General features: G+C 68.7%; 21 protein-coding genes. 11 read left to right on the top strand and 10 right to left on the bottom strand.

The genetic code is table 11. From position 1 onward, the window contains the following. Positions 1-12 precede the first annotated feature (12 nt). Complete coding sequence (locus tag ATO3_RS07730) at positions 13-1,056, top strand: NAD(P)/FAD-dependent oxidoreductase (protein WP_088649242.1); 1,044 nt, start codon at positions 13-15, stop codon at positions 1,054-1,056. A 19-nt stretch (positions 1,057-1,075) separates the two neighbouring features. On the opposite strand, the gene ATO3_RS07725 is transcribed toward ATO3_RS07730, so the two are convergent. Beyond that, positions 1,076-1,870: an FAS1-like dehydratase domain-containing protein gene (locus ATO3_RS07725; protein WP_088649241.1), complete on the bottom strand. Its 795-nt coding sequence runs from the start codon at positions 1,868-1,870 to the stop codon at positions 1,076-1,078. Positions 1,871-2,083: 213 nt separating this feature from the next. Between ATO3_RS07725 and ATO3_RS07720 the strand changes: the two genes are divergently transcribed. After that, positions 2,084-2,473, top strand: coding sequence for a VOC family protein (locus tag ATO3_RS07720; RefSeq protein WP_088649240.1), 390 nt, complete (start codon positions 2,084-2,086; stop codon positions 2,471-2,473). Between the two features lie 55 nt (positions 2,474-2,528). Here the strand turns inward: ATO3_RS07720 and ATO3_RS07715 are convergent, their stop codons facing one another. The 5 genes from ATO3_RS07715 to ATO3_RS07695 form a co-directional block, all read right to left on the bottom strand. Beyond that, a complete protein-coding gene (locus tag ATO3_RS07715) occupies positions 2,529-3,572 on the bottom strand; it encodes a molybdopterin-dependent oxidoreductase (RefSeq protein ID WP_088649239.1) in 1,044 nt (347 codons plus the stop codon). A 55-nt stretch (positions 3,573-3,627) separates the two neighbouring features. Further along, positions 3,628-4,173 carry an NADPH-dependent FMN reductase gene (locus ATO3_RS07710; protein WP_088649238.1) on the bottom strand — a complete coding sequence of 182 codons (546 nt, stop codon included), beginning with the start codon at positions 4,171-4,173 and terminating at the stop codon, positions 3,628-3,630. 260 nt (positions 4,174-4,433) lie between these two features. Further along, entirely contained in the window at positions 4,434-5,138 is a 705-nt protein-coding gene (locus ATO3_RS07705) for an OmpA family protein (protein WP_233152062.1), read from the bottom strand. 315 nt (positions 5,139-5,453) lie between these two features. After that, positions 5,454-6,149, bottom strand: coding sequence for a helix-turn-helix transcriptional regulator (locus ATO3_RS07700; protein WP_088649236.1), 696 nt, complete (start codon positions 6,147-6,149; stop codon positions 5,454-5,456). A gap of 246 nt (positions 6,150-6,395) precedes the next feature. Then, on the bottom strand, positions 6,396-7,280 hold the full coding sequence (locus ATO3_RS07695) for a methylated-DNA--[protein]-cysteine S-methyltransferase (protein WP_233152061.1): 885 nt from the start codon (positions 7,278-7,280) through the stop codon (positions 6,396-6,398). Positions 7,281-7,474: 194 nt separating this feature from the next. On the opposite strand from ATO3_RS07695, the gene ATO3_RS07690 reads away from it, so the two are divergent. The 4 genes from ATO3_RS07690 to ATO3_RS07675 all read left to right on the top strand — a co-directional run bounded on the left by ATO3_RS07690 (position 7,475) and on the right by ATO3_RS07675 (position 10,649). Then, complete coding sequence (locus ATO3_RS07690; RefSeq protein ID WP_088649235.1) at positions 7,475-8,269, top strand: hypothetical protein; 795 nt, start codon at positions 7,475-7,477, stop codon at positions 8,267-8,269. Between the two features lie 50 nt (positions 8,270-8,319). Next, positions 8,320-8,964, top strand: coding sequence for an endonuclease III (gene nth, locus ATO3_RS07685; protein ID WP_088649234.1), 645 nt, complete (start codon positions 8,320-8,322; stop codon positions 8,962-8,964). Positions 8,965-9,054: 90 nt separating this feature from the next. Beyond that, positions 9,055-10,047 (top strand): adenosine kinase, encoded by a 993-nt coding sequence (locus ATO3_RS07680; protein WP_088649233.1) that lies wholly within the window; start codon positions 9,055-9,057, stop codon positions 10,045-10,047. Next, positions 10,047-10,649 carry a GNAT family N-acetyltransferase gene (locus ATO3_RS07675; RefSeq protein WP_088649232.1) on the top strand — a complete coding sequence of 201 codons (603 nt, stop codon included), beginning with the start codon at positions 10,047-10,049 and terminating at the stop codon, positions 10,647-10,649. Before ATO3_RS07680 ends, ATO3_RS07675 begins: the two co-directional genes overlap by 1 nt. Positions 10,650-10,970: 321 nt before the next feature. Here the strand turns inward: ATO3_RS07675 and ATO3_RS07670 are convergent, their stop codons facing one another. Next, the gene (locus tag ATO3_RS07670; protein ID WP_088649231.1) at positions 10,971-11,456 is read right to left on the bottom strand and encodes an RNA pyrophosphohydrolase; all 486 of its coding nucleotides are present in this window, start codon (positions 11,454-11,456) and stop codon (positions 10,971-10,973) included. Positions 11,457-11,589: 133 nt separating this feature from the next. Between ATO3_RS07670 and ATO3_RS07665 the strand changes: the two genes are divergently transcribed. Beyond that, the gene (locus ATO3_RS07665) at positions 11,590-13,620 is read left to right on the top strand and encodes an NADPH-dependent 2,4-dienoyl-CoA reductase (RefSeq protein ID WP_088649230.1); all 2,031 of its coding nucleotides are present in this window, start codon (positions 11,590-11,592) and stop codon (positions 13,618-13,620) included. A 273-nt stretch (positions 13,621-13,893) separates the two neighbouring features. Then, positions 13,894-14,655, top strand: a complete 762-nt coding sequence (locus ATO3_RS07660) for a hydroxypyruvate isomerase family protein (RefSeq protein ID WP_088649229.1) — start codon at positions 13,894-13,896, stop codon at positions 14,653-14,655. Between the two features lie 858 nt (positions 14,656-15,513). On the opposite strand, the gene polA is transcribed toward ATO3_RS07660, so the two are convergent. Next, the gene (polA, locus tag ATO3_RS07655) at positions 15,514-18,315 is read right to left on the bottom strand and encodes a DNA polymerase I (RefSeq protein ID WP_088649228.1); all 2,802 of its coding nucleotides are present in this window, start codon (positions 18,313-18,315) and stop codon (positions 15,514-15,516) included. A 257-nt stretch (positions 18,316-18,572) separates the two neighbouring features. Between polA and ATO3_RS07650 the strand changes: the two genes are divergently transcribed. After that, on the top strand, positions 18,573-19,070 hold the full coding sequence (locus tag ATO3_RS07650; RefSeq protein ID WP_088649227.1) for a hypothetical protein: 498 nt from the start codon (positions 18,573-18,575) through the stop codon (positions 19,068-19,070). Positions 19,071-19,124: 54 nt separating this feature from the next. Here the strand turns inward: ATO3_RS07650 and ATO3_RS07645 are convergent, their stop codons facing one another. Both ATO3_RS07645 and ATO3_RS07640 read right to left on the bottom strand, forming a co-directional pair. Continuing rightward, on the bottom strand, positions 19,125-20,465 hold the full coding sequence (locus tag ATO3_RS07645) for a CapA family protein (protein ID WP_088649226.1): 1,341 nt from the start codon (positions 20,463-20,465) through the stop codon (positions 19,125-19,127). Positions 20,466-20,612: 147 nt separating this feature from the next. After that, positions 20,613-20,804: a zinc-finger domain-containing protein gene (locus ATO3_RS07640; protein WP_088649225.1), complete on the bottom strand. Its 192-nt coding sequence runs from the start codon at positions 20,802-20,804 to the stop codon at positions 20,613-20,615. Between the two features lie 101 nt (positions 20,805-20,905). Here ATO3_RS07640 and ATO3_RS07635 point away from each other — a divergent pair, with 101 nt between their 5' ends. Further along, entirely contained in the window at positions 20,906-21,835 is a 930-nt protein-coding gene (locus tag ATO3_RS07635) for an ABC transporter ATP-binding protein (protein ID WP_088649224.1), read from the top strand. 149 nt (positions 21,836-21,984) lie between these two features. Next, positions 21,985-24,870, top strand: coding sequence for an error-prone DNA polymerase (locus ATO3_RS07630; protein WP_088649223.1), 2,886 nt, complete (start codon positions 21,985-21,987; stop codon positions 24,868-24,870). The last annotated feature ends 189 nt before the right edge of the window (positions 24,871-25,059 follow it).

The following is a 25,059-nucleotide window of genomic DNA, read 5'->3' as shown; positions in this document are numbered from 1 at the left end:
AGCGAGGCGGAAATGGCAATGGCGGACGTCACCGTTCGGGGGGCCGGGATCTTTGGCCTGTCGATCGCCTGGACCTGTGCCCGGCGGGGGGCACGGGTGGTCGTGGTCGATCCCTTCGGTCCGGGTGCCGGGGCCTCGGGCGGCGTGGTCGGCGCTCTGGCGCCGCATGTGCCCGAGAACTGGAACCCCAAAAAGGCCTTCCAGTTCGACAGCCTGCGCATGGCCGACGCGTTCTGGACCGGGGTGGAGACCGTCGGCGGTGTCTCGCCCGGCTACGGGCGCACCGGGCGGCTGCAGCCGCTGGCCGATGCCGGGGCGGTCGCGCTGGCCCGCAGCCGCGCGACGCAGGCCGAAACGCTCTGGGACGGGTTCGCCGCATGGGAGGTCATCCCGGCCAGCGACGCCTTCGGCTGGGCGCCGGTCTCGCCCTCGGGCTGGCTGATCCGCGACACGCTGAGCGCGCGGCTGCATCCGGCGCGGGCCGTGGCGGCGCTGGTCGCGGCGCTGAAGCGGCAGGGCGTGCCAATCGTGACCGAGGCACCCGACAGCGGCGCGGTGGTCTGGGCCACCGGATCGGCCGGGCTGGCCGAGCTTTCGCAGGCCTTCGACCGTCCGGTCGGCACGGCGGTCAAGGGACAGGCGGCGGTGCTTGGCCTGGCGATGCCGCAGGACGCGCCGCAGCTTTTCTCGGGCGGGGTGCATATCGTGCCGCACACCGACGGGACGGTGGCGATCGGCTCGACCTCGGAACGCGATTTCGACAGCCCGCGCGACACCGACAGCCAGCTGGACGAGGTCATCGCCGCCGCCCGCCTGGCCGTGCCGCTGCTGGCCGAGGCGCCGGTCGTGGACCGCTGGGCCGGGCTGCGCCCCCGCGCCCGCAGCCGGGCCCCGGTGATGGGCCCCTGGCCCGGACGTCCGGGGCATTTCGTGGCCAACGGCGGGTTCAAGATCGGCTTCGGCATGGCGCCGAAGGTGGCCCAGGTGATGGCCGACCTGGTGCTGGATGACCGCGATGCCGTACCCGACGGGTTCCGCCTGGAAACCTGCCTCTGAGGTCTGCGCGGCGGGGGGCTCAGTCCGCCTCGGCCGCCGCCGTCATGCACAGCCGGCCGTCGCCCGCGCGGACCCAGAACCGCCGCCCGTCGCGGCACAGCTCGGCCGTCTCGTGGTGCATCAGCGGAGAGGCGCCCCGGAACGAGAACCCCGCCAGCGGCCCCAGCAGATCCTCGGCCATGAGCATCATCAGCTGCGCCAGCAGCGGGCCATGGACCACCAGCCCCTCGTAGCCCTCGACCAGCCGGGCATAGGTCTCGTCATAGTGGATGCGGTGGCCGTTGAAGGTCAGCGCCGAATACCGGAACAGCAGGGTCGGGGAGAACTGCACCGCGCGCCGGTCCTGCGCCGTCTCGGGCGCCCGTGGCGGGTCGGGGCGCGGGTCGGACGGGTCGGGTTCGGGGCGATAGACCAGGTCCTGCCATTCGGTCAGGCACAGCTGCCCCTCCTGCCGGATCTCGTGGCGCAGGGTGACGAAGGCCAGCGCGCCGCTGCGCCCGGACTTGCGGGTGACATCCTCGAAGCGGCTGTGCTTCTCGGCCGGCACCCCGGCGCGCAGCGGCGCGGCAAAGGCCAGCCGCCCGCCGGCCCACATCCGCCGGGGCAGGCCGGTGTCGGGGATCAGCCCGCCGACCTTCGGATGCCCGTCGCGGCCCAGCGCCCCGGGCGGCTGCGGGTCCCAGAAATGGACCTGGTGGAAAAACGGCGGCAGGGCGTCGCCAGGCGCCACCGGCCCCGGCAGGCCCAGCACCGCGCAAAGCGCCGAGGCACGCGCCGGATCCATGACGTCGGAGATCACCTGGCTGTCTGTCATCCGCCCCTCCCGCATCCACGGACCATGCCTTCGCCCGGTGCCATGGCGCAAGGCCCCGAAGGTCCTGTCTGCCGTTCGCCCCCCGGTCCGCACGGCGCAGCACGAGGACAGCGGGGGCGTGCGGGGTGGGCTCTTGACGCCTCCGGCCGCCCGCCCCACCGTCGACAGGGCGGGAGCACGCCCCCGCTGTCCGACCCAAAGGCAAAGACCTCCATGCTCACAACCCTCGACCATCTCGTCCTGACCGTCGCCGATATCGACGCCACCACACGCTTCTACTCGGGCGCCCTGGGGATGGAGGCGATCTCCTTCACCGCCTCCGGCGGCGGCACCCGCCACGCGCTGCGTTACGGGTCGCAAAAGATCAACCTGCACCCCGCCGGCACCGCCTATGAGCCGCGCGCCAGGGTGCCGACCCCCGGGTCCGCCGATCTGTGCTTTCTCACCGACATGCCGCTGGAAGCCTGGCAATCCCGCCTCGCCGGGCATGGCATAGAGATCATCGAAGGCCCCGTCCCCCGCAGCGGCGCCACCGGCCCGCTGATGTCGATCTACATCCGCGATCCCGACGGCAACCTGGTGGAAATCAGCCTGCCCGACTGACCCGCAGCGCACAGGGGCCCCAGTCGCCGAACGCGCCGAATGCCCCGAACGCCCGTCACGTCACCGTCACCGTCACCGGATGCGGGATCACCGCGTTATAGAGAAGCGTGCCCTCGTTCATCAAAGCCACCTCCGGCTGGCTCCGCCCTGCCGCGTCCACCGCGCGGCAGCGCAGCACGTGGGAACCGGGCGCGGCGTCCCAGTCGAAGGCGAAGCGGGTCCAGCCCCATTTGCCGCTGCGCTGCACGATCTCGGCCCCGGTCCAGTCGCCGCCGTCGGCGGACCATTCCACCCTTGCGATCTCCTGGCCGGGCGATCGCGCCAGCCCTTCGATCCGCTGCCGCCCCGGCGCCAGCTCGGCCGGGAAGGGCAGGCAGAGCGAGGCCTTGATGTTCTGCTCGGTCACCGTGACACCGTCGATCACGTAATATTCGTCGGTCCGGTAATTCCGGATCTCCCGCGCCGAGACGGTCAGCCAGCCGACCCATTTCACCCAGTAGGTGCCGACCCAGCCCGGCACCACCATCCGCGCCGGCGCCCCGTGATCCACCGGCAGGGCCGCGCCGTTCATCCGCAGCCCGACCAGCGTGTCGGGGTCCAGCGCCTTTTCGATCGGCATCGGGATCTCGATGTCGCATTCCGGGTTCAGCACATCCAGCCCCATCGGCGCCACCCAGGCCGCCTGCGGCGACACCCCGGCCAGTGCCAGCACATCCGCCAGCCGCGGCCCCGACCACAGCGCCTGCCCGATCCCGCCCAGCGTCCAGGCCACGTCGTCCCCGTCGCTCTCGCGGTCGATCACGTGGCCGTCGATCTTGCTGAACAGGGTCCGCTGGTTGCCCGCGCATTCCACATAGGCCAGCACCTCGTGCTGCGGCAACGCCTCCAGGTCCGACAGCCGCAGGGTCACCACGCGCTCGACCGCGTCGCCCTTGATCTTCAGCCGGTAGATCTCCGGATCCACCGCGACACTGTCGCCGCTGTTGCAGACGAAGAACCGCTCTTCCGGCACCGTCTCGCCCGTCAGCCTCTCGAACGGCGCCTCCAGCGACGTGCCCAGCGGGGTGAAGCCCGCCTCCGATTTCCGCCAATGCCCCATGCTGTCCTCCCACCGGTCTCCCTCAGCCCTGCCATTGCCCTGTCCCGGCCGCGCCTCAGCCGCGCGTCACTTCCGCCTGCAGGTTGTCCATCAGCTTTTGCAGGGTGTCCACGTAGCGGTCCGACAGCAGCCGGCCGTCCGCGTCATACTGGTTCCCGGCATCGGCCAGGTGCAGTTCGGGCCCCGCGATCACCCGGGCCTGGAACGGCACCATGAAGCTGCGCAGGATCATCTGCGCCCGCTCGCCCCCGGCCCGGCCCGCCGCCGCCGACATCACCGCCACCGGCTTGCCGGTCCAGCGCACCGGCCTGACCCGGCTGACCCAGTCCAGCGCGTTCTTCAGGACGCCCGAGGGGCCCTTGTTGTATTCGGGGGTCGAGATCACGACGGCCTCCGCCGCCTCGATCTGATCGACAAGCGTCAGCACGGCGTCCGGCACGCCGGGGCCGTCTTCGACATCGCCATTGTAGAGAGGAAAGTCGATATCCGCCTCGATGAAACGGTCGGGCGCATAAAGCCGCGCGGCCTCGCGCACCAGCCTGCGGTTCACCGACGCCGCGCGCAGCGACCCCGATATGCCCAGAAGCATCCTCTCGCCCATGTATGTCCTTCCCGGTTCGATGGCCTGATACCCGGCCCGCGCCCCGGGGCCCCGCATCAGCCTAGCACAGGGAAACGCCCGGGCCAGAGGGCAGGACCACGGCCAAGGTCGTAGACGCGCGCGCGGCGGGACCTGGGCCCCGCCTTGCCCGGATTGCACGCAGACCGCGGCGCCGGGCGCGTGTCAGCCGGACGCACCGGCTGCGATCGGCCTGCCGGGCCGGGACCGGGCCCCGGCCCGAAACGCCGTCAGGATCGGGATCAAAGCCCCTGCTTCGGCACCACGATGATCTCGACCCGGCGGTTCTGCGCCCGGCCTTCGGGCGTCAGGTTGGAGGCCACCGGCTGGTTCTCGCCCGCGCCCACGGTGCGGATCCGGTTCGGCTCCACCCCGTTGTTGATCAGCACGGCCGAGACGGCGCCCGCGCGCTGTTCCGACAGGGTCTGGTTGTAGGCGGCCTCGCCGGTGTTGTCGGTATGGCCGACCACCTGCAGGTTGGAATTGCGGTACTTGACGAAGTTCTGGGCCAGCTTGACCAGTTCCGATTGCAGAACGGGCCGGATGTCGGCGCTGTCGGTGGCAAAGGTGATGTCCTGCGGCAGGGTCACGACCAGGCGGTTGCCTTCGTTGACCACGGTGATGCCGTCACTGGCCAGCGACTGGCGGATCTCTGTCGCCTGGCGGTCCAGCAGGCTGCCGGCGCCGGCGCCCAGGATGGCGCCCGCGGTCGCGCCCACGGCGGCGTTCTTCAGCCCCTGATCCCCGCCAGTGACCAGCCCGACGCCGGCGCCGAGGATCGCGCCACCGATGGCGCCCGCCTTGGTGTTGCGGTTCGGGTCGGTGTTGGGGTCCAGCGCCGCCGGATCGGTGCAGGCGCTCAGGCCGACAAGGGCAAGCGCGGCCACCGAAAGCGCGCGTCCGGGAAGACGGGCCCGGACGGGCTCATGGATCGACTCTTGGGTCAAAACTTGGGACAACTCTTGGGTCGGGGAGATCATGACTGGTACCTTCTGCTCGGGCCGGCCCGCCATTTGCTGCGGGTTCCGTGCCTTTGGGACGCGTTCGCCGCAAGGGCGGCATTTGGCGCGGACTATCGTCCGACAGGTCCGGTATCTCAAGCCGCAAAAGCCCCCGGAAGGGCGACAAGCCGCCGATAAAACGCGGCTTTCATGCCCGCCGGACGGCAGGCGACGGGGTCTTCGCCCATTGGTAGAACCCGGGCGCGCCGAAACATGTGGCCCGGTGTTCGGGCAAGCGCGGGGACCGCGCCGGAACCGGGATCAGATCGCCGTGGCGAAGGGCACCAGCGGCGTGTCGCTGTCCTCCCACAGCCGGCGCAGCGCGGGGCCTTCGCCGGCAAAGCCGTCCTCGCGCAGGGTGCAGGCCCAGATCCGGTCGGTGCGGAAACAGCGAAAACCCCGGCGCAGCTCGCACCAGGCGGCGAGCACCGCGCAATCGTGGTAATACAGCATGGCCACCGGGCGCAGGATGCGCTGCGTCTCGACCCCGGCCTCGTCGCGATAGGTGATCTCGATCTTGCGTTCCTCGCGGATCGCCGCGCGCAGCATGCCTTTCGACACACAGCCCTTTTCGGGATCGTCCAGAGGCACCCCCGGCAGCGCGATCTTCAGCCAGTCGACCGGCTCCTGCAGGGCGTCGATCTTCTTGCCGATCCGCCCGGCGGCATCGACCAGCGCGCTGTCCCCGGTGCGCACCAGCAGGGCAAGGCCCACGCGCAGCGCTTCCAGCTCTTCCTGGTCGAAGTTCAGCGGCGGCAGGTCGTAGCCGCGGCGCATGACGTATCCCAGCCCCGCCTCGCCCTCGATCGGGGTGCGCATGGCCTGCAGCGCGGCGATGTCGCGGTACACGGTGCGGGCCGACACGCCCAGCCGCTCGGCCAGCTCGTCGGCCGTGACCGGCCGCCTCGCAGCCCGCAGGATCTGGATCAGTTCGAACATCCGGGTGGATTTGGTCATCGGGCGGCTCCGTCATCTGCTGACAGCCTAGCATGGACCACTGACAACAGGGTGTCAGGAGCCTCGTGGTGAATTCGGGTCAGACCCGAAGGAGACCCGAGATGTCGTATTACGACCACCACGTGATGATGACCCTGCGCCTTGGCCGCTGGGCAGACCCGGTCGGAGACTACACCGACCCCGACGCGCCGCCACACAGGCGACGGCCTGCTGCGAGGCTGCCTGAAAGGGCAGACGAGCGCGCCCTCAGGCCCCGGTGGCGGCGCCCGGGCTGGCTTCGGCTCTGGCGGTCTCGTAGGCAAGCATGACCCGCTTGACCGGCAGCCCCCAGTGATAGCCGCCCAGCCCCCCGGACTTGCGCAGCGCCCGGTGGCAGGGGATCAGCCAGCTGATCGGGTTGCGCCCCACGGCGGTGCCCACCGCGCGCACCGCCTTCGGGTGGCCGATCGACCGCGCGATCTCGGAATAGGTCGTCACCTGCCCCGAGGGGATCGACAGCAGCGCCTCCCAGACCTTGATCTGGAACGGCGCCCCGATCAGGTAAAGCGGCGCCTCGCCGCTTACGCCACTTGCGCCAAAGGCCGCCTCCGCCCAGGGCCGCAGCCGTTCGGGGTCCTCGACATAGCGCGCTTTCGGCCAGCGCCCCGCCAGGTCCGCCATGGCCTCTCCGGCACTCGCCTCGCCCTCGAAGCCGATGCCGCAGATGCCCTTGTCCGTCCCCATCACCAGCGCCCGGCCGAACGGGCTGTCGAACCAGCCCCAGGCGATCACCAGCCCCTCGCCGCCCCTGGCGAAATCGCCCGGGCTCATCGCCTCCCACCGCAGGAACAGGTCATGCAGCCGCCCGCCCCCCGACAGCCCCACAGCATGGCTCGTCTCCAGCGTCGTGAACCGCTCGGCCAGCAGCGCCTTGGCATGGCCCAGCGCCAGGTATTGCTGGAACCGCTTCGGCGACACCCCGGCCCAGCGCGAGAAGACCCTCTGGAAATGCGCGGGGCTCATGTTCATCCCGGCCGCAAGCTCTTCCAGCTTCAGGCCGGGGCCGGCGGCGTCGATCAGCTCGATCGCCCGCCGCATGACGTCGAAATGATAGCCCGACCCGCTGTCGAAATCCTGGTCCATCCTGCTCATCCCGATCACTCCCTTCATCATCACGGCGCGCCGCAACGGACACAAGCGCCTTTGCCCCCAGATAGCCCCGCCGCCGCCCCGCGCGCGACCCGGACCTTGCGCATTGCGACGCCCCCGGCCCGTCATGGCGATTGACAGGCCGTGGGACACCCCGGACAGTCTGCGATCAACAGGCGCAGGGGAGGCAGGCCGCGATGGACGAATATTTCGGATCCGAGGATCAGCAGGCGATCCAGCGCCGCTGCGAGGCGCTCTGGACCCTGCTGCGCGACGATCCCGCCTATTGCACCTACGGGCGCACCGTGACGCTCGCCACCCATGCGCCCGGCAATTTCGACCGTCACGTGGCCCTCGCCCGGGTCCAGGGCGCCGCGCCCAACTACGGCGTGCCCGAGGCCGCCGTGCCGGCCCTGCGCGACCGGCTCGAAGCGGCGGGCCTCTCGGTCGACGTGTTCCGCGAATGGCATGCCTCCGATTTCTCCGCCGCCGAAGAGATCGCGGCGACCCGCGCCCTGCCCGCCGATCTCACCCTGCGCGAGATCGGCGCCGACGCCCCCGCCGGAGAGCTGCGCCAGCTCGATGCGCTGGCCCGCGGCTGCGGCGTGCTGGTGCCCTCGGGCGCCTTTCTGCGCGGCCGCAACGGCCCGGCCTTCGCCCTCGTCGCCGTCGACCCGCTGGGCCGCTTCGTCGGCGCCACCGCCGCCTTCGGCCTCTTCCACCCCGACAGCCCCCGCGCCGCGCAGGCCTGGTGGGGCATGCTGGCCACCGCCGAGGACCGCCGCGGCACCGGCATCTCGCTGGTGCTCGGCGCCCATTCGATGCTGGCCGCCCGCGACCGCTTTGGCATGGGCAGCGTCTTCACCGGCATCCGCGCGGGCAACATCGCCTCCGAAACCATCTGCACCCGGCTGGGGCTGGCCTGGAACGGTGACCATTTCGTCGTCGCCGCGGACCCGGTCGCGCTCTCCGGCGGCCGGCTGACCGCCTGAACGCCCCTTAGCAGTTGCAGCATGATCGCCTCTGAGGCATCAAGGCGCCGATGGCCAGACAGCTCGACTACCACAAGATCCACGAGATCTTCACCCGCTTCCACGCGGCGGACCCCGAACCCGAGGGCGAGCTGAACCATGTCAACGCCTACACCCTTCTGGTCGCCGTGGCGCTCTCGGCGCAGGCCACCGATGCCGGCGTCAACAAGGCCACGAAAGCCCTCTTCGAGATCGTCGACACGCCGCAGAAGATGCTCGACCTCGGCGAAGAGCAGCTGACCCAACATATCAAGACCATCGGCCTCTACCGCAACAAGGCCAAGAACGTCATGAAGCTCTCCCGCATCCTCGTGGAAGAGTACGACGGCATCGTCCCGTCTTCGCGCGCGGCGCTGCAATCGCTGCCGGGCGTGGGGCGAAAGACCGCGAACGTGGTGCTGAACATGTGGTGGCGTTACCCGGCGCAGGCGGTCGACACGCATATCTTCCGCGTCGGCAACCGCACCGGCATCTGCCCGGGCAAGAATGTCGACATCGTCGAACGCGCGATCGAGGACAACGTGCCGGCGGAATTCCAGCTGCATGCGCATCACTGGCTCATCCTGCACGGCCGCTACCATTGCAAGGCCCGCAAGCCGATGTGCCCCACCTGCATCATCGCCGATCTCTGCCCGTTCGAGGAGAAGACCGTTTGACGACGCCGTTCTCGAACCGGCCCGCAACATCCGCGCCCGGCCCCGCCGGGACGCCCGCCAATCCCCTGCAACCAACGAAAAGGACAGCCCTTGAGTACCTATGACCTGGTCGGAATCGGCAATGCCGTCGTCGACGTGATCACCCAGACCGACGACAGCTTTCTCGCAGACATGGACATCGAAAAGGGCATCATGCAGCTCATCGAGCGCGACCGCGCCGAGCAGCTCTTCGGCGCGATGAAAGATCGCGTGCAGGCGCCCGGCGGCTCGGTCGGCAATTCCATCGCCGGCGCGGGCGCCCTGGGCCTGAACGCCGCCTTCATCGGCCGCGTCCGCGACGACGAGCTGGGCCAGGCCTATGCCAGCGGCATGGAAGACGGCGGCGTGCGCTTCGTCAACCCGCCGGTAGCGGGCGGCGAACTGCCCACCTCGCGCTGCATGATCTTCGTCACGCCGGACGGCGAACGCTCGATGAACACCTATCTGGGCATCTCGTCCGAGGTCAGCTCCGACGACGTGCCCGCCGAGGTCGCCGGCAAGGCCAAGCTGATGTTCCTCGAAGGCTATCTCTTCGACAAGGACAAGGGCAAGGCCGCCTTCCTGGAAGCCGCCCGCGCCTGCCGCGCCGGTGGCGGCAAGACCGGCATCGCCATCTCCGACCCGTTCTGCGTCGAACGCCACCGCGCCGATTTCCTGTCGCTGATCGAGAACGAGATGGATTACGTCATCGGCAACGAGGCCGAGATCCGCTCGCTGTTCCAGAACGACGACCTCGACGCCGACCTGGCGGCGGTGGCCGCGATCTGCCCGCTGGTGGTCTGCACCCGCTCGGGCGACGGCGTGACGGTGATGGCCGACGGCCAGCGCCTCGACGTGGCCGTGGAAAAGATCACGCCCGTGGACGCCACCGGCGCCGGCGACCAGTTCGCCGCCGGGTTCCTCTTCGGCCTGTCGAAGGGCTACGACCTGGAACGCTGCGTGAAGATCGGCAATGCCTGCGCGCGCGAGGTGATCTCGCATATCGGCCCTCGGCCGCTGGTCGACATGGGCGCCGAACTGCGCGCCAAGGGCCTGATCGACTGATGCTGACCGACGGCTACCACGACCTGCCCCCGGGCTATCTGGCGGCCGTCGTAACCTATCTGGAGATGCGCGCGCCGGCCCCCCTGCGCGGGCATCCCGCCCCCGAGGGCGTCACGCTCACCCGCGTGCCCGCCCCCGATCCGGCCTGGTACCGCGCGCTCTTCACCCATGTCGGCGCCGACTGGCTCTGGTTCTCGCGCCTGCGCCTCACCGACGCGGCCCTTTCCACGATCCTCTCCGACCCCAAGGTCGAGGTCTGCGCGGTCGAGAAAGACGGCACGCCCCAGGGCCTGCTCGAGCTCGACTTCCGCGAAGCGGAGTCCTGCGAGCTTGCCTATTTCGGCCTCGGCCCCGGGCTGATCGGCTCGGGCACCGGCGCCTGGCTGATGGACCAGGCAATATCGCGGGCCTGGTCGCACCCGATCCGCCGCTTCCACGTGCATACCTGCACGCTCGATTCCCCGCAGGCGCTCGGCTTCTACATCCGCTCCGGCTTCATGCCCGTCCGCCGCCGCATCGAGATCACCGAAGACCCCCGCCTGACCGGAGACCTGCCGCGCGACGCCGCATCCCACATCCCGATCGTCGCCCCCGACAGCTGATCCGAACGCGCCCCAAAACCGCGCCCATTCCTGAACAATCGGTAAATCCGCCCCCGCAACCCATTGATTTCACGGACCTCGCCCCCTGTCCCACGCGTGGGACACCGCACCACGCCCCTGCTTCTTCTTGGACAGAAATACTCCGGCACACCGCCAGCCAGAGGCGCCCCCTCAGGCAAGGGCACCCCACCACCACGCGCCCGTCCCCGCCGCCCCGATGACCGGCTGCCGCCGCCAGGGCGCGCCGCCCCATGCTTCACCTTTGTCCAAATACTCCGGCGCACCGCCCGCAAACCGCGTGCCCTCAGGCAAGGGCCCCCATCACGTCAGGTGCCCCCGGAACGCCTCCACCACCCGCGCATAGACCTCGCGCTTGAACGGCACGATCCGCGCCACCAGCTCCTCCGGCGGCAGCCAGCGCCATTCCGAGAACTCGGGATGCTCGGTCTCGATGTTCACCTGCCCGTCCTCGCCCAGGAAGCGGAACAGGAACCACATCTGCTCCTGCCCCCGGTACCGCCCCTTCCAGATCCGCGGCACCAGGTCATGCGGCAGGTCATAGGTCACCGGCTCCTCGGTGCGCGCCACCAGCTCCACCAGGTCGGCGGTCACCCCGGTTTCTTCCCAAAGCTCGCGCAGCGCCGCCTCGTCCGCCGCCTCGCCCGGATCCACCCCGCCCTGGGGCATCTGCCAGGCGGGTTCCGAATTGTCGATGCGCTGGCCGACGAACACATCGCCCTCCGCGTTCATCAGCATCACGCCCACGCAGGGACGGTAGGGCAGCTTGGCGATCTCTTCGGGGGTCATAGAATGCTCTCCTTGGCCTCTCCCCCCTTCCTTACCCGGCCTGTGGCCCACGGCAACCCGCTGACGCGGCGTTGCGGATGACACCGGCTCCGGCAGCGGCGATTGTCGCGCCGATCTGTACCGGGAGGGGACGATGACCAAAGCCTATCCACATCTTCTTGAACCGCTCGACCTGGGCTTCACCACGCTGAAGAACCGCGTGCTCATGGGCTCCATGCACACCGGCCTGGAAGAGACGAAGGACTGGAACCGCGTCGCCGAGTTCTACGCCTCACGCGCGCGCGGCGGCGTCGGCCTCATGGTCACCGGCGGCATCGGCCCCAACCTCGAAGGCTCCGTCCTGCCCGGCGCCGCGATGATGGCCAGCGAGGGGGATGTCGCCAACCACCGCGTCGTCACCGACCGCGTCCACGAGGCGGGCGGCAGGATCGCCATGCAGATCCTGCACGCCGGCCGCTATGCCTACGGCCCGAAATGCGTGGCCCCCTCGGCGATCAAGTCGCCGATCTCTCCCTTCCCGCCGGCCGAGCTGGACGAGGACGGGATCGAGAAGCAGATCGCCGATATCGTCAACGCCGCCGTGCTGGCGCAGCGGGCCGGCTATGACGGGGTCGAGATCATGGGCTCCGAGGGCTATTTCATCAACCAGTTCCTCGTCACCCATACCAACAAGCGCACCGACCGCTGGGGTGGGTCCTGCGAGAACCGGATGCGCCTCGCGCTCGAGGTCGTCCGCCGCACGCGCGAGGCCACCGGCCCGAACTTCATCCTCATCTTCCGCCTCTCGATGATCGACCTGGTGCCCGACGGCTCCACCCATGACGAGGTCGTGCAGCTGGCAAGAGAGGTCGAAGCCGCCGGCGCCACGATCCTCAACACCGGCATCGGCTGGCACGAGGCGCGGATCCCCACCATCGCCACCTCGGTTCCCCGCGCGGCCTTTGCCTGGGTCACGAAGAAGCTGATGGGCAAGGTCTCCATCCCGGTGATCACCTCGAACCGGATCAACACGCCCGACGTGGCCGAGGAGATCCTGGCCCAGGGCTGCGCCGACATGGTCTCGCTCGCCCGGCCGATGCTGGCCGATCCGGATTTCGTCGCCAAGGCCGGGGCCGGCAGGGCCGCCACCATCGCGCCCTGTATCGCCTGCAACCAGGCCTGCCTCGATCACACCTTCGGCGGCAAGCTGACCTCCTGCCTGGTCAACCCGCAGGCCTGCCACGAGACCGAACTGACCCTGACCCCCGCCGCCACGCCCGGACGCATCGCGGTGGTCGGCGCCGGACCGGCGGGGCTGTCGGCGGCGCTGACGGCGGCAGAGCGGGGGCACGCCGTGACGCTGTTCGAAGCCTCGGACCAGATCGGCGGCCAGCTGACCATGGCGCGCGAGATCCCCGGCAAGGAGGAATTCCGCGGCCTGACCGACTGGTATGCGACGATGGTCGCCGGCGCGGGCATCGATCTGCGCCTGACCACCCGCGCCACGCCCGGGATGCTCGATGACTTCGACGAGATCATCATCGCCACCGGCGTGACCCCGCGCGATCCCGGCATCCCCGGGCAGGACGGGCCGAATGTCTGTTCCTACATCGATATCCTCACCGGCCGCGTGACCGCCGGCAAGACCGTGGCCGTGATCGGCGCCGGCGGCATCGGCTTCGACGTCTCCGAATTCCTCGTGCACGAGGGGCAAAGCCCGACCGAGGACCTGCCGCTCTGGATGGCGGAATGGGGCGTCGCCGACCCCGCCGCCCATCGCGGCGGCCTGGCCCCCGAAGGCCCCCGGCCCGAGCCACCGGCGCGGCAGGTCACGCTTCTGCAGCGCAAGGCCGAGAAACACGGCCGGCGGCTGGGCAAGACCACCGGCTGGATCCACCGGGCGGCGCTCAAGATGAAAGACGTCCATTTCGTGGGCGGCGTGAATTACGAGAAGATCGACGCAGACGGCCTGCACATCAGCTTCGGCGAGGCGCGCGAGCGGCCGACGCTGATCGCGGCGGACACGATCGTGCTCTGCGCCGGGCAGGACAGCGACCGGTCCCTGGCCGATGCGCTCATCGCGGCCGGGCGGTCGCCGCATGTGATCGGCGGCGCCGACGTCGCGGCCGAGCTGGACGCGAAACGGGCCATAGACCAGGGCGTGCGGCTGGCAGCCGGGCTGTGATTCGGCCTGGCGGGGCGCGGCGTCAGCCTGTCCCCGCCGGATCCTGTACCGCCAACGCCGACCCCCGGCCGCCCTGCGCCACCCCCTCGCTTCCGGAGCGCCACGGCCCATCTTCTTCTTGGCCCAAATACCTCCCGCCGGAGGCTCCCGTCCCCGCACCCCGCGCCACGCCCGGATCGGCCCCCGCCCTGCGCCACCGCCCCGGGACACGCCAACAGACTTGACGTCCCCCCGCCGGCCCGCCATCACCGGGACATATCAAGGGGGACGCCGATGCCGCGCCTGGCCGCCAATCTCAGCCTTCTTTGGACCGAACTGCCCTACCTGGAACGCTTCGCCGCCGCCGCCGAAGCCGGGTTCGAAGGGGTCGAGGTGCTGTTCCCCTACGATCTCGCCGCGCAGGAGACGCGGCGCGCGCTGATCTCGGCCGGGCTGGACTTCGTGCTGATGAACGCGCCCCCGCCCAATTACGCCGGCGGCACGCCCGGCTATGCCGCCCTGCCCGGTGGCGAGGACCGCTTTGCCCGCGATATCCGCCGCGTCCTGCGCTATGCCGAGCTTTTGCGCCCGGCCGTCATCCATGTCATGGCCGGCGAGGCCGAGGGCCCGCAGGCGCGCGAGACCTTCGTGCGCAACCTGCAGGCCGCCGCCGATACCGCCCCGGGCCAGATCTTTACCGTCGAGCCGCTCAATCCCGGCAGTTTCCCGGGCTATTTCCTCTGCGATTACGACCAGGCGATCGAGATCCTCGATGCCGTCGACCGGCCCAACGTCGGCCTGCAATACGACAGTTTCCACGCCTCCGAAATTCATGGCGACGCCCTTGCGGTCTGGTCCCGCGTCGCGCCCCGTGTCGTTCACGTCCAGATCGGCGATGCGCCCGGCCGGGGCGCGCCGGGCTCGGGCAGCCTGGATTTCAAGGCGCTCTTCGCCGCAATCGAGGCCAGCGGCTACGACGGCTGGATCTCGGCCGAATACCAGCCGGGCACGCGGACCGAAAAGACGCTGCGCTGGATGAAAACCGGATCCCTCTGACCGGCCCGCCGGATCGGCCGGCCCGCCCCGTCGATCCGTGCCGCGACGGGCGACATCGCCCGCGCGTGGCGAAGTTTCCGCCCGTCATTCGCGCCCCATTACGCCAGAGGCCCGGCGGTTCATTTGAAGGCCAAAATTGGATGGGGCCATATAATAAGTGTACTTTCCCACCTAATTTCATGGCGTTTCCGGGTTAATTTTGGGAATATTGCCAAAACAATCACCCCGTGTCAGGATTATTGAAGTTTCATTACGAGGGAATCAGGTGGCAATCAGGCGCGTCTCCGCTTGCGTGGAAATCTACGGACCGCTTCGGTTCGGGTTGGACCTTTTCCGCGCCTCGGCAGTGGGTCCCGGCATTGGATGCACCGGTACCGCCGCCGGCAAGCGGAAGCGCAGCCCGTTCAACGGCCCGGACATTCCGCGCCCGGCCAATGTCGCTTGCGGCCCGGCCGACCGGCGAAACAGACTTTCCAATTCCGTTGACGACGCCCGGCCCAAACCGGGGTCCGCCAACGGTCTGCGGGGCGACAGGACATTCGGATTGCAATTCCGGATGGGCGGCCTGGAACTATGACCTGAGATTACTCACGCTCGTGGTCCAGGGGCGTCGGCGGCATGTTTGGTCCCCGCCGTCGATGCCCGCCCCGATTTATTCCGCAATTTATTTGCCGATTCATTCCCGGCCCCGCGCGCGCCGCCTTCCCGACCTTCCGACCCCGGCTCCCGACGCCAGACTCCATATGGCGAAGCCCTTACCGCCAGGTCGACGCCCGGTCGGACAGGACGACCGTGCCAATCAATATCCCTGCGGCCGATACCTCCGGGCGGCCCGGCCCGGACGCCCCCGGGCAGCGCTCAATGCGCCTCGGCCCAGTTGGCGCCCTTGCCGGCATCCACGACCAGCTTCACGTCCAGATGGACGGCGGGGTCGGCGGCGCCTTCCATCACCTCGCGGGCGCGCGGGATAAGGTCGTCCACCGCGTCCTCGGCCACTTCGAACAGCAGTTCGTCGTGCACCTGTAGCAGCATCTTCGCCGGCATCCCCTCGATCGCGGCGGGCATCCGGATCATGGCGCGCCGGATGATGTCGGCCGCCGTCCCCTGGATCGGCGCGTTGATCGCCGCCCGCTGGGCAAAGCCCGACCGGGGGCCCTTGGCGTTGATCTCGGGCGTGTGGATCTTGCGGCCGAACAGCGTCTGGACAAAGCCGTGCTCCTTCGCGAAGCCCTTGGTGTCGGCCATGTAATCCTTGATGCCGGGGAAGCGTTCGAAATACCGGTCGATGAAGCCCTGCGCCTCGGCCCGGGGGATCCGCAGGTTGCGCGCCAGGCCAAAGCCGGAAATGCCGTAGATCACGCCGAAGTTGATCGCCTTGGCCTGCCGCCGGATATCAGGCGTCATCTCCTCCAGCGGGACGTCGAACATCTCGGACGCGGTCATCGCGTGAATGTCGAGCCCGTCGTCAAAGGCCTGCTTCAACTCGGGGATCTTCGCGATATGCGCAAGGATCCGCAGCTCGATCTGGGAATAGTCGAGGCTGACCAGCACGTTGCCCGGCTCGGCGACAAAGGCCTCGCGGATCCGCCGCCCTTCCTCGGACCGCACGGGGATGTTCTGCAGGTTCGGTTCGGTCGAGGCCAGCCGCCCGGTGTTCGCCCCGGCAATGGCGTAGGAGGTATGAACCCGCCCGGTGTCGGAGTTGATATGCTCCTGCAGCGCATCCGTGTAGGTCGATTTCAGCTTCGACAGCTGCCGCCAGTCCAGCACCCGGCCCGGCAGGTCATGTTCGGTCGCCAGATCCTCCAGCACATCCGCCGGGGTCGAATACTTGCCGGTCTTGCCCTTCTTTCCGCCGGGCAGCGACATCTTGTCGAACAGGATCCCGCCCACCTGTGACGGCGAGCCGACGTTGAACTTTTCCCCCGCCAGCTCGTGGATCTCGTCCTCCAGCGCGGCCATCTTCTGGCTGAACGCGTTCGACATCCGGCTCAGCGTGTCCCGGTCGACCTTGATGCCATGCATCTCCATCTGCGCCAGCACCGGCACCAGCGGCCTCTCCAGCGTCTCGTAGACGGTGGTCACGCGCGCCTTGTGCAGCTCGGGCCTGAAGATCTGCCACAGCCGCAACGTGATATCCGCATCCTCGGCGGCATATTGCGTCGCCTTGTCGATCGGCACCCGGTCAAAGGTGATCGCCGACTTGCCTGAGCCCAGCAGCGGCTTGATCGGGATCGGCGTATGGCCCAGGTACCGCTCCGACAGCGTATCCATCCCGTGGTTATGTTCGCCCCCGTGCATTGCGTAGGACATCAGCATCGTGTCGTCGATCGGCGCGACCTGCACGCCGTAGCGGGCAAAGATCTTGGTGTCGTACTTCATGTTCTGCCCGATCTTCACGATCGCATCGCTTTCCAGCACGTCCCTCAGCGCGTCCAGGGCCTCGTCCAGCCCCATCTGCCCCTCGGCCAGCTCGGTGCTTTCGAACAGCCCCTCACCCTCGGCCCGGTGCTGCAGCGGGATGTAACAGGCCCGCCCCGGCTCCACCGCCAGAGAGATCCCGACCAGTTCCGCCACCATCTCGTTCAGGCCGGTCGTCTCGGTATCCACGGCCACCCAGCCCCGCTCGCGGATCTGCGCGATCCAGGGCGCCAGCTCCTCGGCGCTGGTCACCGCGACATATTCGGCGTCGTCGAACGACGGCATCTCCACCGGCTCGGCCTCGGCCGCCTTCGGCGCCTCGATCACCGGCGCCTCGACCCCCAGCTTCTCCGAGATCCGTCGCGTCAGGGTGCGGAATTCCATCTCGGTCAGGAAGCCCATCAGCACCTCGGGGTCGGGGTCCTTCACCTCCAGGTCGTCCAGCCCGAAGTCCAGCGGTGTCTTGCAATCCAGCTGCACCAGCTGGCGCGACAGGCGGATCTGGTCGGCATGGTCGATCAGCGTCTGCCGGCGCTTGGGCTGCTTGATCTCCCCGGCGCGTTCCAGCAGCGCATCCAGATCGCCATATTCGTTGATCAAAAGCGCGGCGGTCTTGATCCCGATCCCCGGCGCCCCCGGCACGTTGTCCACGCTGTCGCCTGCCAGCGCCTGCACGTCGACGACCCGCTCGGGCCCCACGCCAAACTTCTCGCGCACGCCGTCGACACCGATGCGCAGGTTCTTCATCGCATCCAGCATCTCGACCCCGTCGCCGACCAGCTGCATCAGGTCCTTGTCCGAGCTGATGATCGTCACCCGCCCCCCGGCCTCGCGCGCCTGGCAGGCCAGCGTGGCGATGATGTCGTCGGCCTCGAAGCCCTCCATCTCCTTGCAGGCGATGTTGAACGCCTCGGTCGCCTGACGCGTCAGGGGGATCTGCGGGCGCAGGTCCTCGGGCATCGCCTCGCGGTTGGCCTTGTAGAGGTCATACAGGTCGTTGCGGAAGGTATGGCTGCCCTTGTCGAAGATCACCGCCACATGGGTCGGCGCGTCCGGCCCGGTGTTGTCCTCGACGTACCGCTGCAGCATGTTGCAGAACCCCGACACCGCCCCGATCGGCAGCCCGTCCGACTTCCGCGTCAGCGGCGGCAGCGCGTGGTAGGCGCGAAAGATGAAGGCCGACCCGTCGATCAGGTGCAGGTGACAGCCTTTGCCGAAGCCGGTTGGCGCGCTGGACATGGGGAGGACTCCTCGTGGTTTGGCGCGAGTCTTGGCATGATGGCGCGGGGGAGGGAAGTGGGGAGGTTGCCGTGCCTCTCTGCCCGTCCGGCATTTTTATTCCCCTGTGTGGATCGTTTTTTCTTCTCAGGGATGTGTCTCGTGTTAGCGTCACCCGCAACGGCAGGGGGCGGCCCCCCGCAGCGGCGCCGACTGGACGTCTGTTGCGCACCCGGGGCCCGGTTTCCCTGCCGCAAACACGGCAAGGGAGGACAAGAATGCCGATCATCAAGGATTTTCTCAGCAACGCACTGACCTACGACTTCCAGATAAGCTCGGGTCCCGTGGCCGCGGCCTTCGGGGTCAATTGGTCGGTCGGGACCGCCTCCGAACTGGAATTCTACGATCCGGGTGAGCCGGGTTACGCCGACGGCGGTGCGGCCTACGCCCGGACCACCTATGCAAGCTTCTCGTCGCCGGTGTCCGGCTTTGCGGCCGCCACGTCCAGCGCGAAGTCCTTCGAAAGGCCGGGCGCGACCGATGGCTTGAATTTCATGTCCACGGACACCTCCGGGATCAATTATGCCGATGCCTTGGGCACCGGGGTCCTTTTCCAGGCAGCATCGTCCCGGGAACTGGATCTCGATGATTTCCTCTTCGAGCAGACGGTCGAAGCAGGGGGCACCAGCGCGGTTCTCGGGCTGGACCTCCTGCCGGGGTTTACCTACGAGGACACGCTGTTCGACGGAATGCTGCCCGATCTCGCCTTCATCTGAGCGCCGCCAGAGCGGCAGACCCGGATCCGGCGCATCCTTTGCGCCGGGCCCTCTTCAGGCGCCGCGGCGCCAGCCTTGCCCCAGGACCAGCCCGGCATGGCCGCTCAACCGGGCCACGTCCGGCGCTCCCAAAACCGCTTTCCCCGCCTCCAGATCCGCCAGCGGTTCAATGCGCGTGACCTCCTGCCCGGCCTCCTCGCCATGGGTCCGCACCACCGGCGTCACCTTCGCGCCCGCGATCAGCACCTTGTCGACCCCGCCGATCCGCCCCTTCGCCAGCTTCAGGTTCAGAACCAGGCTCAGCGCGATATGCGGCGCCATGAAGCCCCAAGTCAGCGAGCCCAGCGAATAGGCGATCACCGCCTGCCGGTCCGCGTCGCGCTCGGGGCGGTAGATCTCCAGCGGCTGGATCACGTGCGGATGATGCGCGATCACCGCGTCGGCCCCGGCCTCGACCAGCGCGCGCAGGGCATGGACCTGCCGGGCGCGCGGGAAGAATTCGAACTCGAACCCCCAGTGGACCGAGGCGATGATGAAGTCGCAGCCCTGCGCCTTCGCATCCGCGATCTGCCGTTCCAGCAGCGACAGGTCCGGTGCGCCCCTGCGCGGCAGCAGGTCGGAGACATGGATGCGGTACGCCTCGGCGTCGGGCACCTTGTGCCCGTTCAGCCCGAAGCAATCGGAGACAAACCCCAGCCGGATGCCGTTCCGCTCCATCACCCGGGCGCGGCCGTAGTCGTCAGGCCTGCGCTGCGTTCCGGTGCCGAGAATACCGTGGGTCTCCAGCATCTCCTGCGTGGTTTCCACCCCTTCGACACCCATGTCGAACGTGTGGTTGCTGGTGGTGTTGAGCACGTCGAAATAGCGGCCCTTGTGGCTCGCCAGGATATCGAACTGCGTGGGCGAGCAGCATTCGATCGGCGGGCCGGCATCGCCGATCACCTCCTCGACCAGCGGCTGGCGGGTCACGGGGGATTCGAAATTGGCATAGGCCACGTCCTGCCCGAAGAGCAGCGGCGCGATGTTTTCGTAGATCCGGTCCTGCGAGCCGTCGATCCCGGGCGAGCGCAGGATGTCGCCACAGGCGCCGAAGCTCAGGCTGGCCCCGGTCTCGAACCCCTCGGGCAGGGTGATCTGCGCCGGATCGAACCCGGCCAGCGCCTGCGCGTCCACGCCCGGTTCGGCCCGGGTGATCGGATGGCGCGTCTTGTGGATCCAGTAAAGATTGTCGAGCGCGCCCATCTCGCCCGCCTCGGCGGCGGCACCCTTCATCGGATCGGACCAGAAGCCGAAGCGCTCGGCCAGTCCGGTGACCAGTCTGATCACGGCCCGCAGGGGGGCGCTTGAAACCTGCAGCCTGTCGGCGGGCGTCTGCGGAAGCGGGCGGAATGTCATGTCTGGCCGGGCTCCCGGATCGGCTGTCGGGGACGCGCGGCGGCACGCCCGGGCCGGCCCGAAACGTTAAGCGAAGGTAAATCCGCCGCTGCAAGCCCTTGATTTTCCAAGGGGCGGATGATGTCCCACGCGGGGGACATTGTCATCTCAGGCGGCGTCTTCGTGGCCCTTTTCGTGGCCCTTCAGGATGAACTTGCAGTCGCAATAGCCGCATTCCACGAACCCGGTGTCCTCGGGGATGTAAAGCCAGACCCGGGGATGGCCAAGGGCGCCTTCGCCCCCGTCGCAGGCCACGCGCGAGCTTTCGACGATCTTCGTTTCCGGCGCCTCGATGGTCATGGCTGTTCCTCGTCTTGTGGCGGGGCCGGGCGCTTGCCGGCCCGCGGTTGAGAAGCTAAGTCGCCTTATGCGCCATGCCAGGAACGGGAGCAAGTGACGCGATGTCCCAGGACGCCATCCGGATAGAAGGTCTGCGCAAGACCTACGCAGGCCACAGGGGCCAGTCTCCGAAAGAGGCGCTGAAGGGCGTCGACCTCACCGTTCCGCAGGGATCGGTCTTTGGCCTGCTGGGTCCCAATGGCGCGGGCAAGTCCACGCTGATCAACATCCTCGCCGGGCTGGTCATCAAGACCGCCGGCAAGGTCGAGATCTGGGGCTTCGACCAGGACGAGAACCCGCGCCAGTCCCGCGCCGCCATCGGGGTGATGCCGCAGGAACTCAACCTCGACCCGTTCTTCACGCCCCGCGGCGCATTGGACGTGCAGGCCGGCCTTTACGGCGTGCCCCGCAGCCAGCGGCGGACGGACGAGATCCTCGAGCTGATCGGCCTGTCGGACAAGGGCGACGCCTATGCCCGCTCGCTCTCGGGCGGGATGCGGCGGCGGCTTCTGCTGGGCAAGGCGCTGGTCCACAATCCCAACGTACTGGTGCTGGACGAACCCACCGCCGGCGTGGACATCGAGCTGCGGCAGATGCTCTGGGCCAATGTCCGCAAGCTCAACGAGCAGGGGATGACCATCATCCTCACCACCCATTACCTCGAAGAGGCCGAAGAGATGTGCGACGAGATCGCCATCATCGACCAGGGCGAAGTGGTGGCCCGCGACAGCACCGCCAACCTGCTCGGCCGGCTCGACGGCAAGTGCATGGTGATCCAGCCCGACAGTCCGACCGAGGTGCTGCCCCAGGCCGAAGGCATCGAAGCCTCGCGCCGCCCCGACGGCGCCATCGCGCTCAGCTATCGCAGCCACGCCACCACCGCCGAACAGGTGCTGAACGCGGTCCGCGCCGCCGGGATCTCGATTCGCGACGTGCGGACGGAACAGGCGGACCTGGAGGACGTGTTCCTGTCGCTGACCGGCAGCAACTGAGCCGGGACCCCACCGCAGCCGGGGCAGATTTCCGTTTCGACACCGCGGGTTCGAGAAAATTCGGCGAATTTTCTCGGGCCAACGGCATGCCGCACGCCCAGGCCAACGCGGACTCCACGCAAGAACAAAACGTGAATATACTGCCCGCGATGTTCGCCGAGCTCTCCATAACCTCCAACTTCACCTTCCTCACCGGGGCCGCCCACCCCGAGGATTACATGGACCGTGCCGCCACCCTGGGCCTGCCCGCCATCGCCATCGCCGATGACAATTCGGTGGCCGGCATCGTCCGCGCCCATACCGACGGGCGCCGCATCCGCCGCCTGGTGCGCGAGCGCGCGGACTGGGACGCCGCCAACAGCCCCATCGGCCCGCCCCGGCCGGCGCATGTGCCCGCTCCGCCCTCGGCCCCGATCCGCAACGTGCCGCGCCTGGTTCCAGCCGCGCGGCTGGTCTTCACCGATGCGCCGCCCGTCACCGTCCTGCCGGTGGACCGTCAGGGCTGGGCCACGCTCTGCCGGTTGCTGTCGCTGGGGCGGCTCAGGGCCAAGAAGGGCGATTGCGACCTGCAGCTGGCCGACCTTCTGGACCGCCACGCGGGGCTGGAGATGCTGATCTGGCCCGAAGGCGACTGGCAGCCGGTGGCCGAGCGGCTGTCCCGCGCCTGTCCGGGCCGGCTGCACCTGCTGCTGCATCCGCGCTATGACGGGCGCGACCGGGCGCGGTTCGACCGGCTGACGGCCCAGGCCGGGGCCCTGGGCCTGCCGACGCTGGCCAGCGCCGCGCCGCTCATGCATCACGGTGCCCGCCGCCGCATGGCCGACGTGCTGACCGCCATCCGCCTCGGCCGCCGGGTCGACCAGCTGGGCCGCCACGCCCAGGCCAATGCCGAACGGCGCCTGCGGAGCGAGGGTGAGATGCGCCGCCTTTTCACCGGCCACGAGGAGGCCGTCGACCGCGCCCATGCGCTGGCCGAACGGCTGACCTTCTCGCTGGACGAGCTGCGCTATGAATACCCCTCTGAAGGCACGGAGAAAGAGACGCCCTCGCAGCGCCTGTCGCGGCTGGCGCATGAAGGGCTTGCCTGGCGCTATCCGGGCGGCGCGCCGGAGCGGGTGCGCAGGATGCTGGAGCACGAGCTGACCCTGATCGCCAAGCTGAAATACGAGCCCTATTTCCTGACCGTCCGCGACATCGTCGCCTTTGCCCGGTCGCGCGACATCCTCTGCCAGGGGCGCGGGTCGGCGGCGAATTCGGTGGTCTGTTACTGCCTTGGCGTCACCTCGGTCAGCCCCGAGATCGGCACCATGGTCTTTGAACGCTTCGTCTCCGAGGCGCGGGACGAGCCGCCCGACATCGACGTGGATTTCGAACACGAGCGCCGCGAGGAGGTGATCCAGCATATCTACGAGCGTTACGGCCGCCACCGCGCCGGGCTTTGCGCCACCGTCATCCACTATCGCGGCAAGCGCGCCATCCGCGAGGTCGGCCGCGCCATGGGGCTGACGGAGGACACGATTTCCGCCATGTCCTCGCAGCTTTGGGGCTTCTTTTCGGCCCGGGGGCTGGAGGCGGAACGGCTGGCCGAGATCGGGCTGGATGCGAATGACCGGCGCCTGCAACAGACGCTGGAGCTGGTCTATGAGATCGTGGGGTTTCCCCGGCACCTGTCGCAACATGTGGGCGGGTTCATCATCACCGAAGGGCGACTGGACGAGCTGGTCCCGATCGAGAACGCGACGATGGAGGACCGCACCGTCATCTGCTGGGACAAGGACGATATCGACGCGCTTGGCATCCTGAAGGTCGACGTGCTGAGCCTTGGCATGCTGACCTGCATCCGAAAGGCCTTCGACCTGATCCGGCAGCATCACCGCACGACCCATACGCTGGCGACCCTGCCGCCCGAGGATCCGCGCGTCTACGACATGCTGTGTCGGGCCGATTCCATCGGGGTGTTCCAGGTGGAAAGCCGGGCGCAGATGAACTTCCTGCCGCGGATGAAGCCGCGCAATTTCTACGACCTGGTGATCGAGGTGGCGATCATCCGCCCCGGCCCGATCCAGGGCGACATGGTGCATCCCTATATCCGGCGGCGCAACGGCGAGGAGGAGGTGAGCTTCCCCTCGGACGAACTTGGCCAGGTGCTGGGCAAGACGCTGGGCGTGCCGCTGTTCCAGGAACAGGCGATGCAGATCGCCATCGTCGGCGCCGGCTTCACCCCGGACCAGGCCGACCGGCTGCGACGGTCATTGGCGACGTTCAAGAAGCACGGCAGCGTCAGCGAATTCCGCGCGCTTTTCCTGAAGGGGATGGAGCGCAACGGGTATGACGCCGATTTCGCCCAGCGGTGTTTTTCACAGATCGAGGGCTTCGGCTCTTACGGGTTTCCCGAAAGCCACGCGGCCAGCTTCGCGCTGCTGGTCTATGCCTCGGCCTGGATCAAGCACCACCATCCGGGGATCTTTGCCTGTGCGCTGCTGAATTCGCAGCCGATGGGTTTCTACGCCCCGGCGCAGATCGTGCGCGATGCCCGCGAACACGGGGTGGAGGTGCGGCCGATCGATATCAACGCCAGCTTCTGGGACAACGTGATGGAGCCCGACGGCCATGGCGGGCTGGCCCTGCGGCTGGGGTTTCGCCAGATCAAGGGGTTTTCGGAGGAAGACGCCAGCTGGCTCACGGCGGCGCGCGGCAACGGCTATCAGGCCCTGCGCGACGTCTGGCGTCGCGCCGGGCTGGGGCCGTCGGTTCTGGAGAAGCTGGCCGAGGCCGATGCCTTCGCCGGGCTCGGCCTGGACCGCCGCTCGGCGCTCTGGGAGGCCAAGGCCATCGCCGGGAACCGTCCGCTGCCGCTGTTCGCCGGGGATATGGATGGCGAGGTGCATGACGAGCCGGCGGCGCTGCTGCCCGAGATGACGCTGGGCGAGCGGGTGGTCGAGGATTACGTGGCGACGCAGCTGAGCCTGACGGCGCATCCGATGGCGCTGCTAAGGGGCTACCTGACGCCGGTGGAGAGCGGGAAACCGCGCTGACGCGCGGTGCCTCCGGCGGGAGGTATTTGGGCAAAGATGAAGGCCCGGGTGTCGGAGACAGGGACCGGGCGGGCGCGCGCCGGGCCGTGGGGGCGGGTTGCAGAGGGAGGTCTGGCCGCGCGGCGGTTGGAGGGCGAGGGAGCCTCCGGCGGGAGGTACTTGGGCCAAGAAGAACGAGGGGCGTGTGCG

The sequence above is a fragment of the Marinibacterium profundimaris genome, from assembly GCF_002210095.1.
Taxonomy (GTDB): Bacteria; Pseudomonadota; Alphaproteobacteria; order Rhodobacterales; family Rhodobacteraceae; genus Marinibacterium; species Marinibacterium profundimaris.
The sequence above is the reverse complement of the archived record's forward strand: the minus strand, read 5'-3'. Positions and strand labels throughout refer to the sequence as shown.

What these genes read in the sequence shown, in the direction of transcription:
- ATO3_RS07645 (WP_088649226.1), bottom strand. Translation starts at nt 20,465, where the DNA reads ATGACATTCCGCCCGCTTCCGCAGACGCCCGCCGACAGGCTGCAGGTT.
- ATO3_RS07670 (WP_088649231.1), bottom strand. Translation starts at nt 11,456, where the DNA reads ATGACCCCCGAAGAGATCGCCAAGCTGCCCTACCGTCCCTGCGTGGGC.
- ATO3_RS07630 (WP_088649223.1), top strand. Translation starts at nt 21,985, where the DNA reads ATGTTCGCCGAGCTCTCCATAACCTCCAACTTCACCTTCCTCACCGGG.
- ATO3_RS07640 (WP_088649225.1), bottom strand. Translation starts at nt 20,804, where the DNA reads ATGACCATCGAGGCGCCGGAAACGAAGATCGTCGAAAGCTCGCGCGTG.
- ATO3_RS07650 (WP_088649227.1), top strand. Translation starts at nt 18,573, where the DNA reads ATGCCGATCATCAAGGATTTTCTCAGCAACGCACTGACCTACGACTTC.
- ATO3_RS07675 (WP_088649232.1), top strand. Translation starts at nt 10,047, where the DNA reads ATGCTGACCGACGGCTACCACGACCTGCCCCCGGGCTATCTGGCGGCC.
- ATO3_RS07730 (WP_088649242.1), top strand. Translation starts at nt 13, where the DNA reads ATGGCAATGGCGGACGTCACCGTTCGGGGGGCCGGGATCTTTGGCCTG.
- ATO3_RS07725 (WP_088649241.1), bottom strand. Translation starts at nt 1,870, where the DNA reads ATGACAGACAGCCAGGTGATCTCCGACGTCATGGATCCGGCGCGTGCC.
- polA (WP_088649228.1), bottom strand. Translation starts at nt 18,315, where the DNA reads ATGTCCAGCGCGCCAACCGGCTTCGGCAAAGGCTGTCACCTGCACCTG.
- ATO3_RS07715 (WP_088649239.1), bottom strand. Translation starts at nt 3,572, where the DNA reads ATGGGGCATTGGCGGAAATCGGAGGCGGGCTTCACCCCGCTGGGCACG.
- ATO3_RS07710 (WP_088649238.1), bottom strand. Translation starts at nt 4,173, where the DNA reads ATGGGCGAGAGGATGCTTCTGGGCATATCGGGGTCGCTGCGCGCGGCG.
- ATO3_RS07665 (WP_088649230.1), top strand. Translation starts at nt 11,590, where the DNA reads ATGACCAAAGCCTATCCACATCTTCTTGAACCGCTCGACCTGGGCTTC.
- nth (WP_088649234.1), top strand. Translation starts at nt 8,320, where the DNA reads ATGGCCAGACAGCTCGACTACCACAAGATCCACGAGATCTTCACCCGC.
- ATO3_RS07690 (WP_088649235.1), top strand. Translation starts at nt 7,475, where the DNA reads ATGGACGAATATTTCGGATCCGAGGATCAGCAGGCGATCCAGCGCCGC.
- ATO3_RS07660 (WP_088649229.1), top strand. Translation starts at nt 13,894, where the DNA reads ATGCCGCGCCTGGCCGCCAATCTCAGCCTTCTTTGGACCGAACTGCCC.
- ATO3_RS07700 (WP_088649236.1), bottom strand. Translation starts at nt 6,149, where the DNA reads ATGACCAAATCCACCCGGATGTTCGAACTGATCCAGATCCTGCGGGCT.
- ATO3_RS07720 (WP_088649240.1), top strand. Translation starts at nt 2,084, where the DNA reads ATGCTCACAACCCTCGACCATCTCGTCCTGACCGTCGCCGATATCGAC.
- ATO3_RS07695 (WP_233152061.1), bottom strand. Translation starts at nt 7,280, where the DNA reads ATGAGCAGGATGGACCAGGATTTCGACAGCGGGTCGGGCTATCATTTC.
- ATO3_RS07635 (WP_088649224.1), top strand. Translation starts at nt 20,906, where the DNA reads ATGTCCCAGGACGCCATCCGGATAGAAGGTCTGCGCAAGACCTACGCA.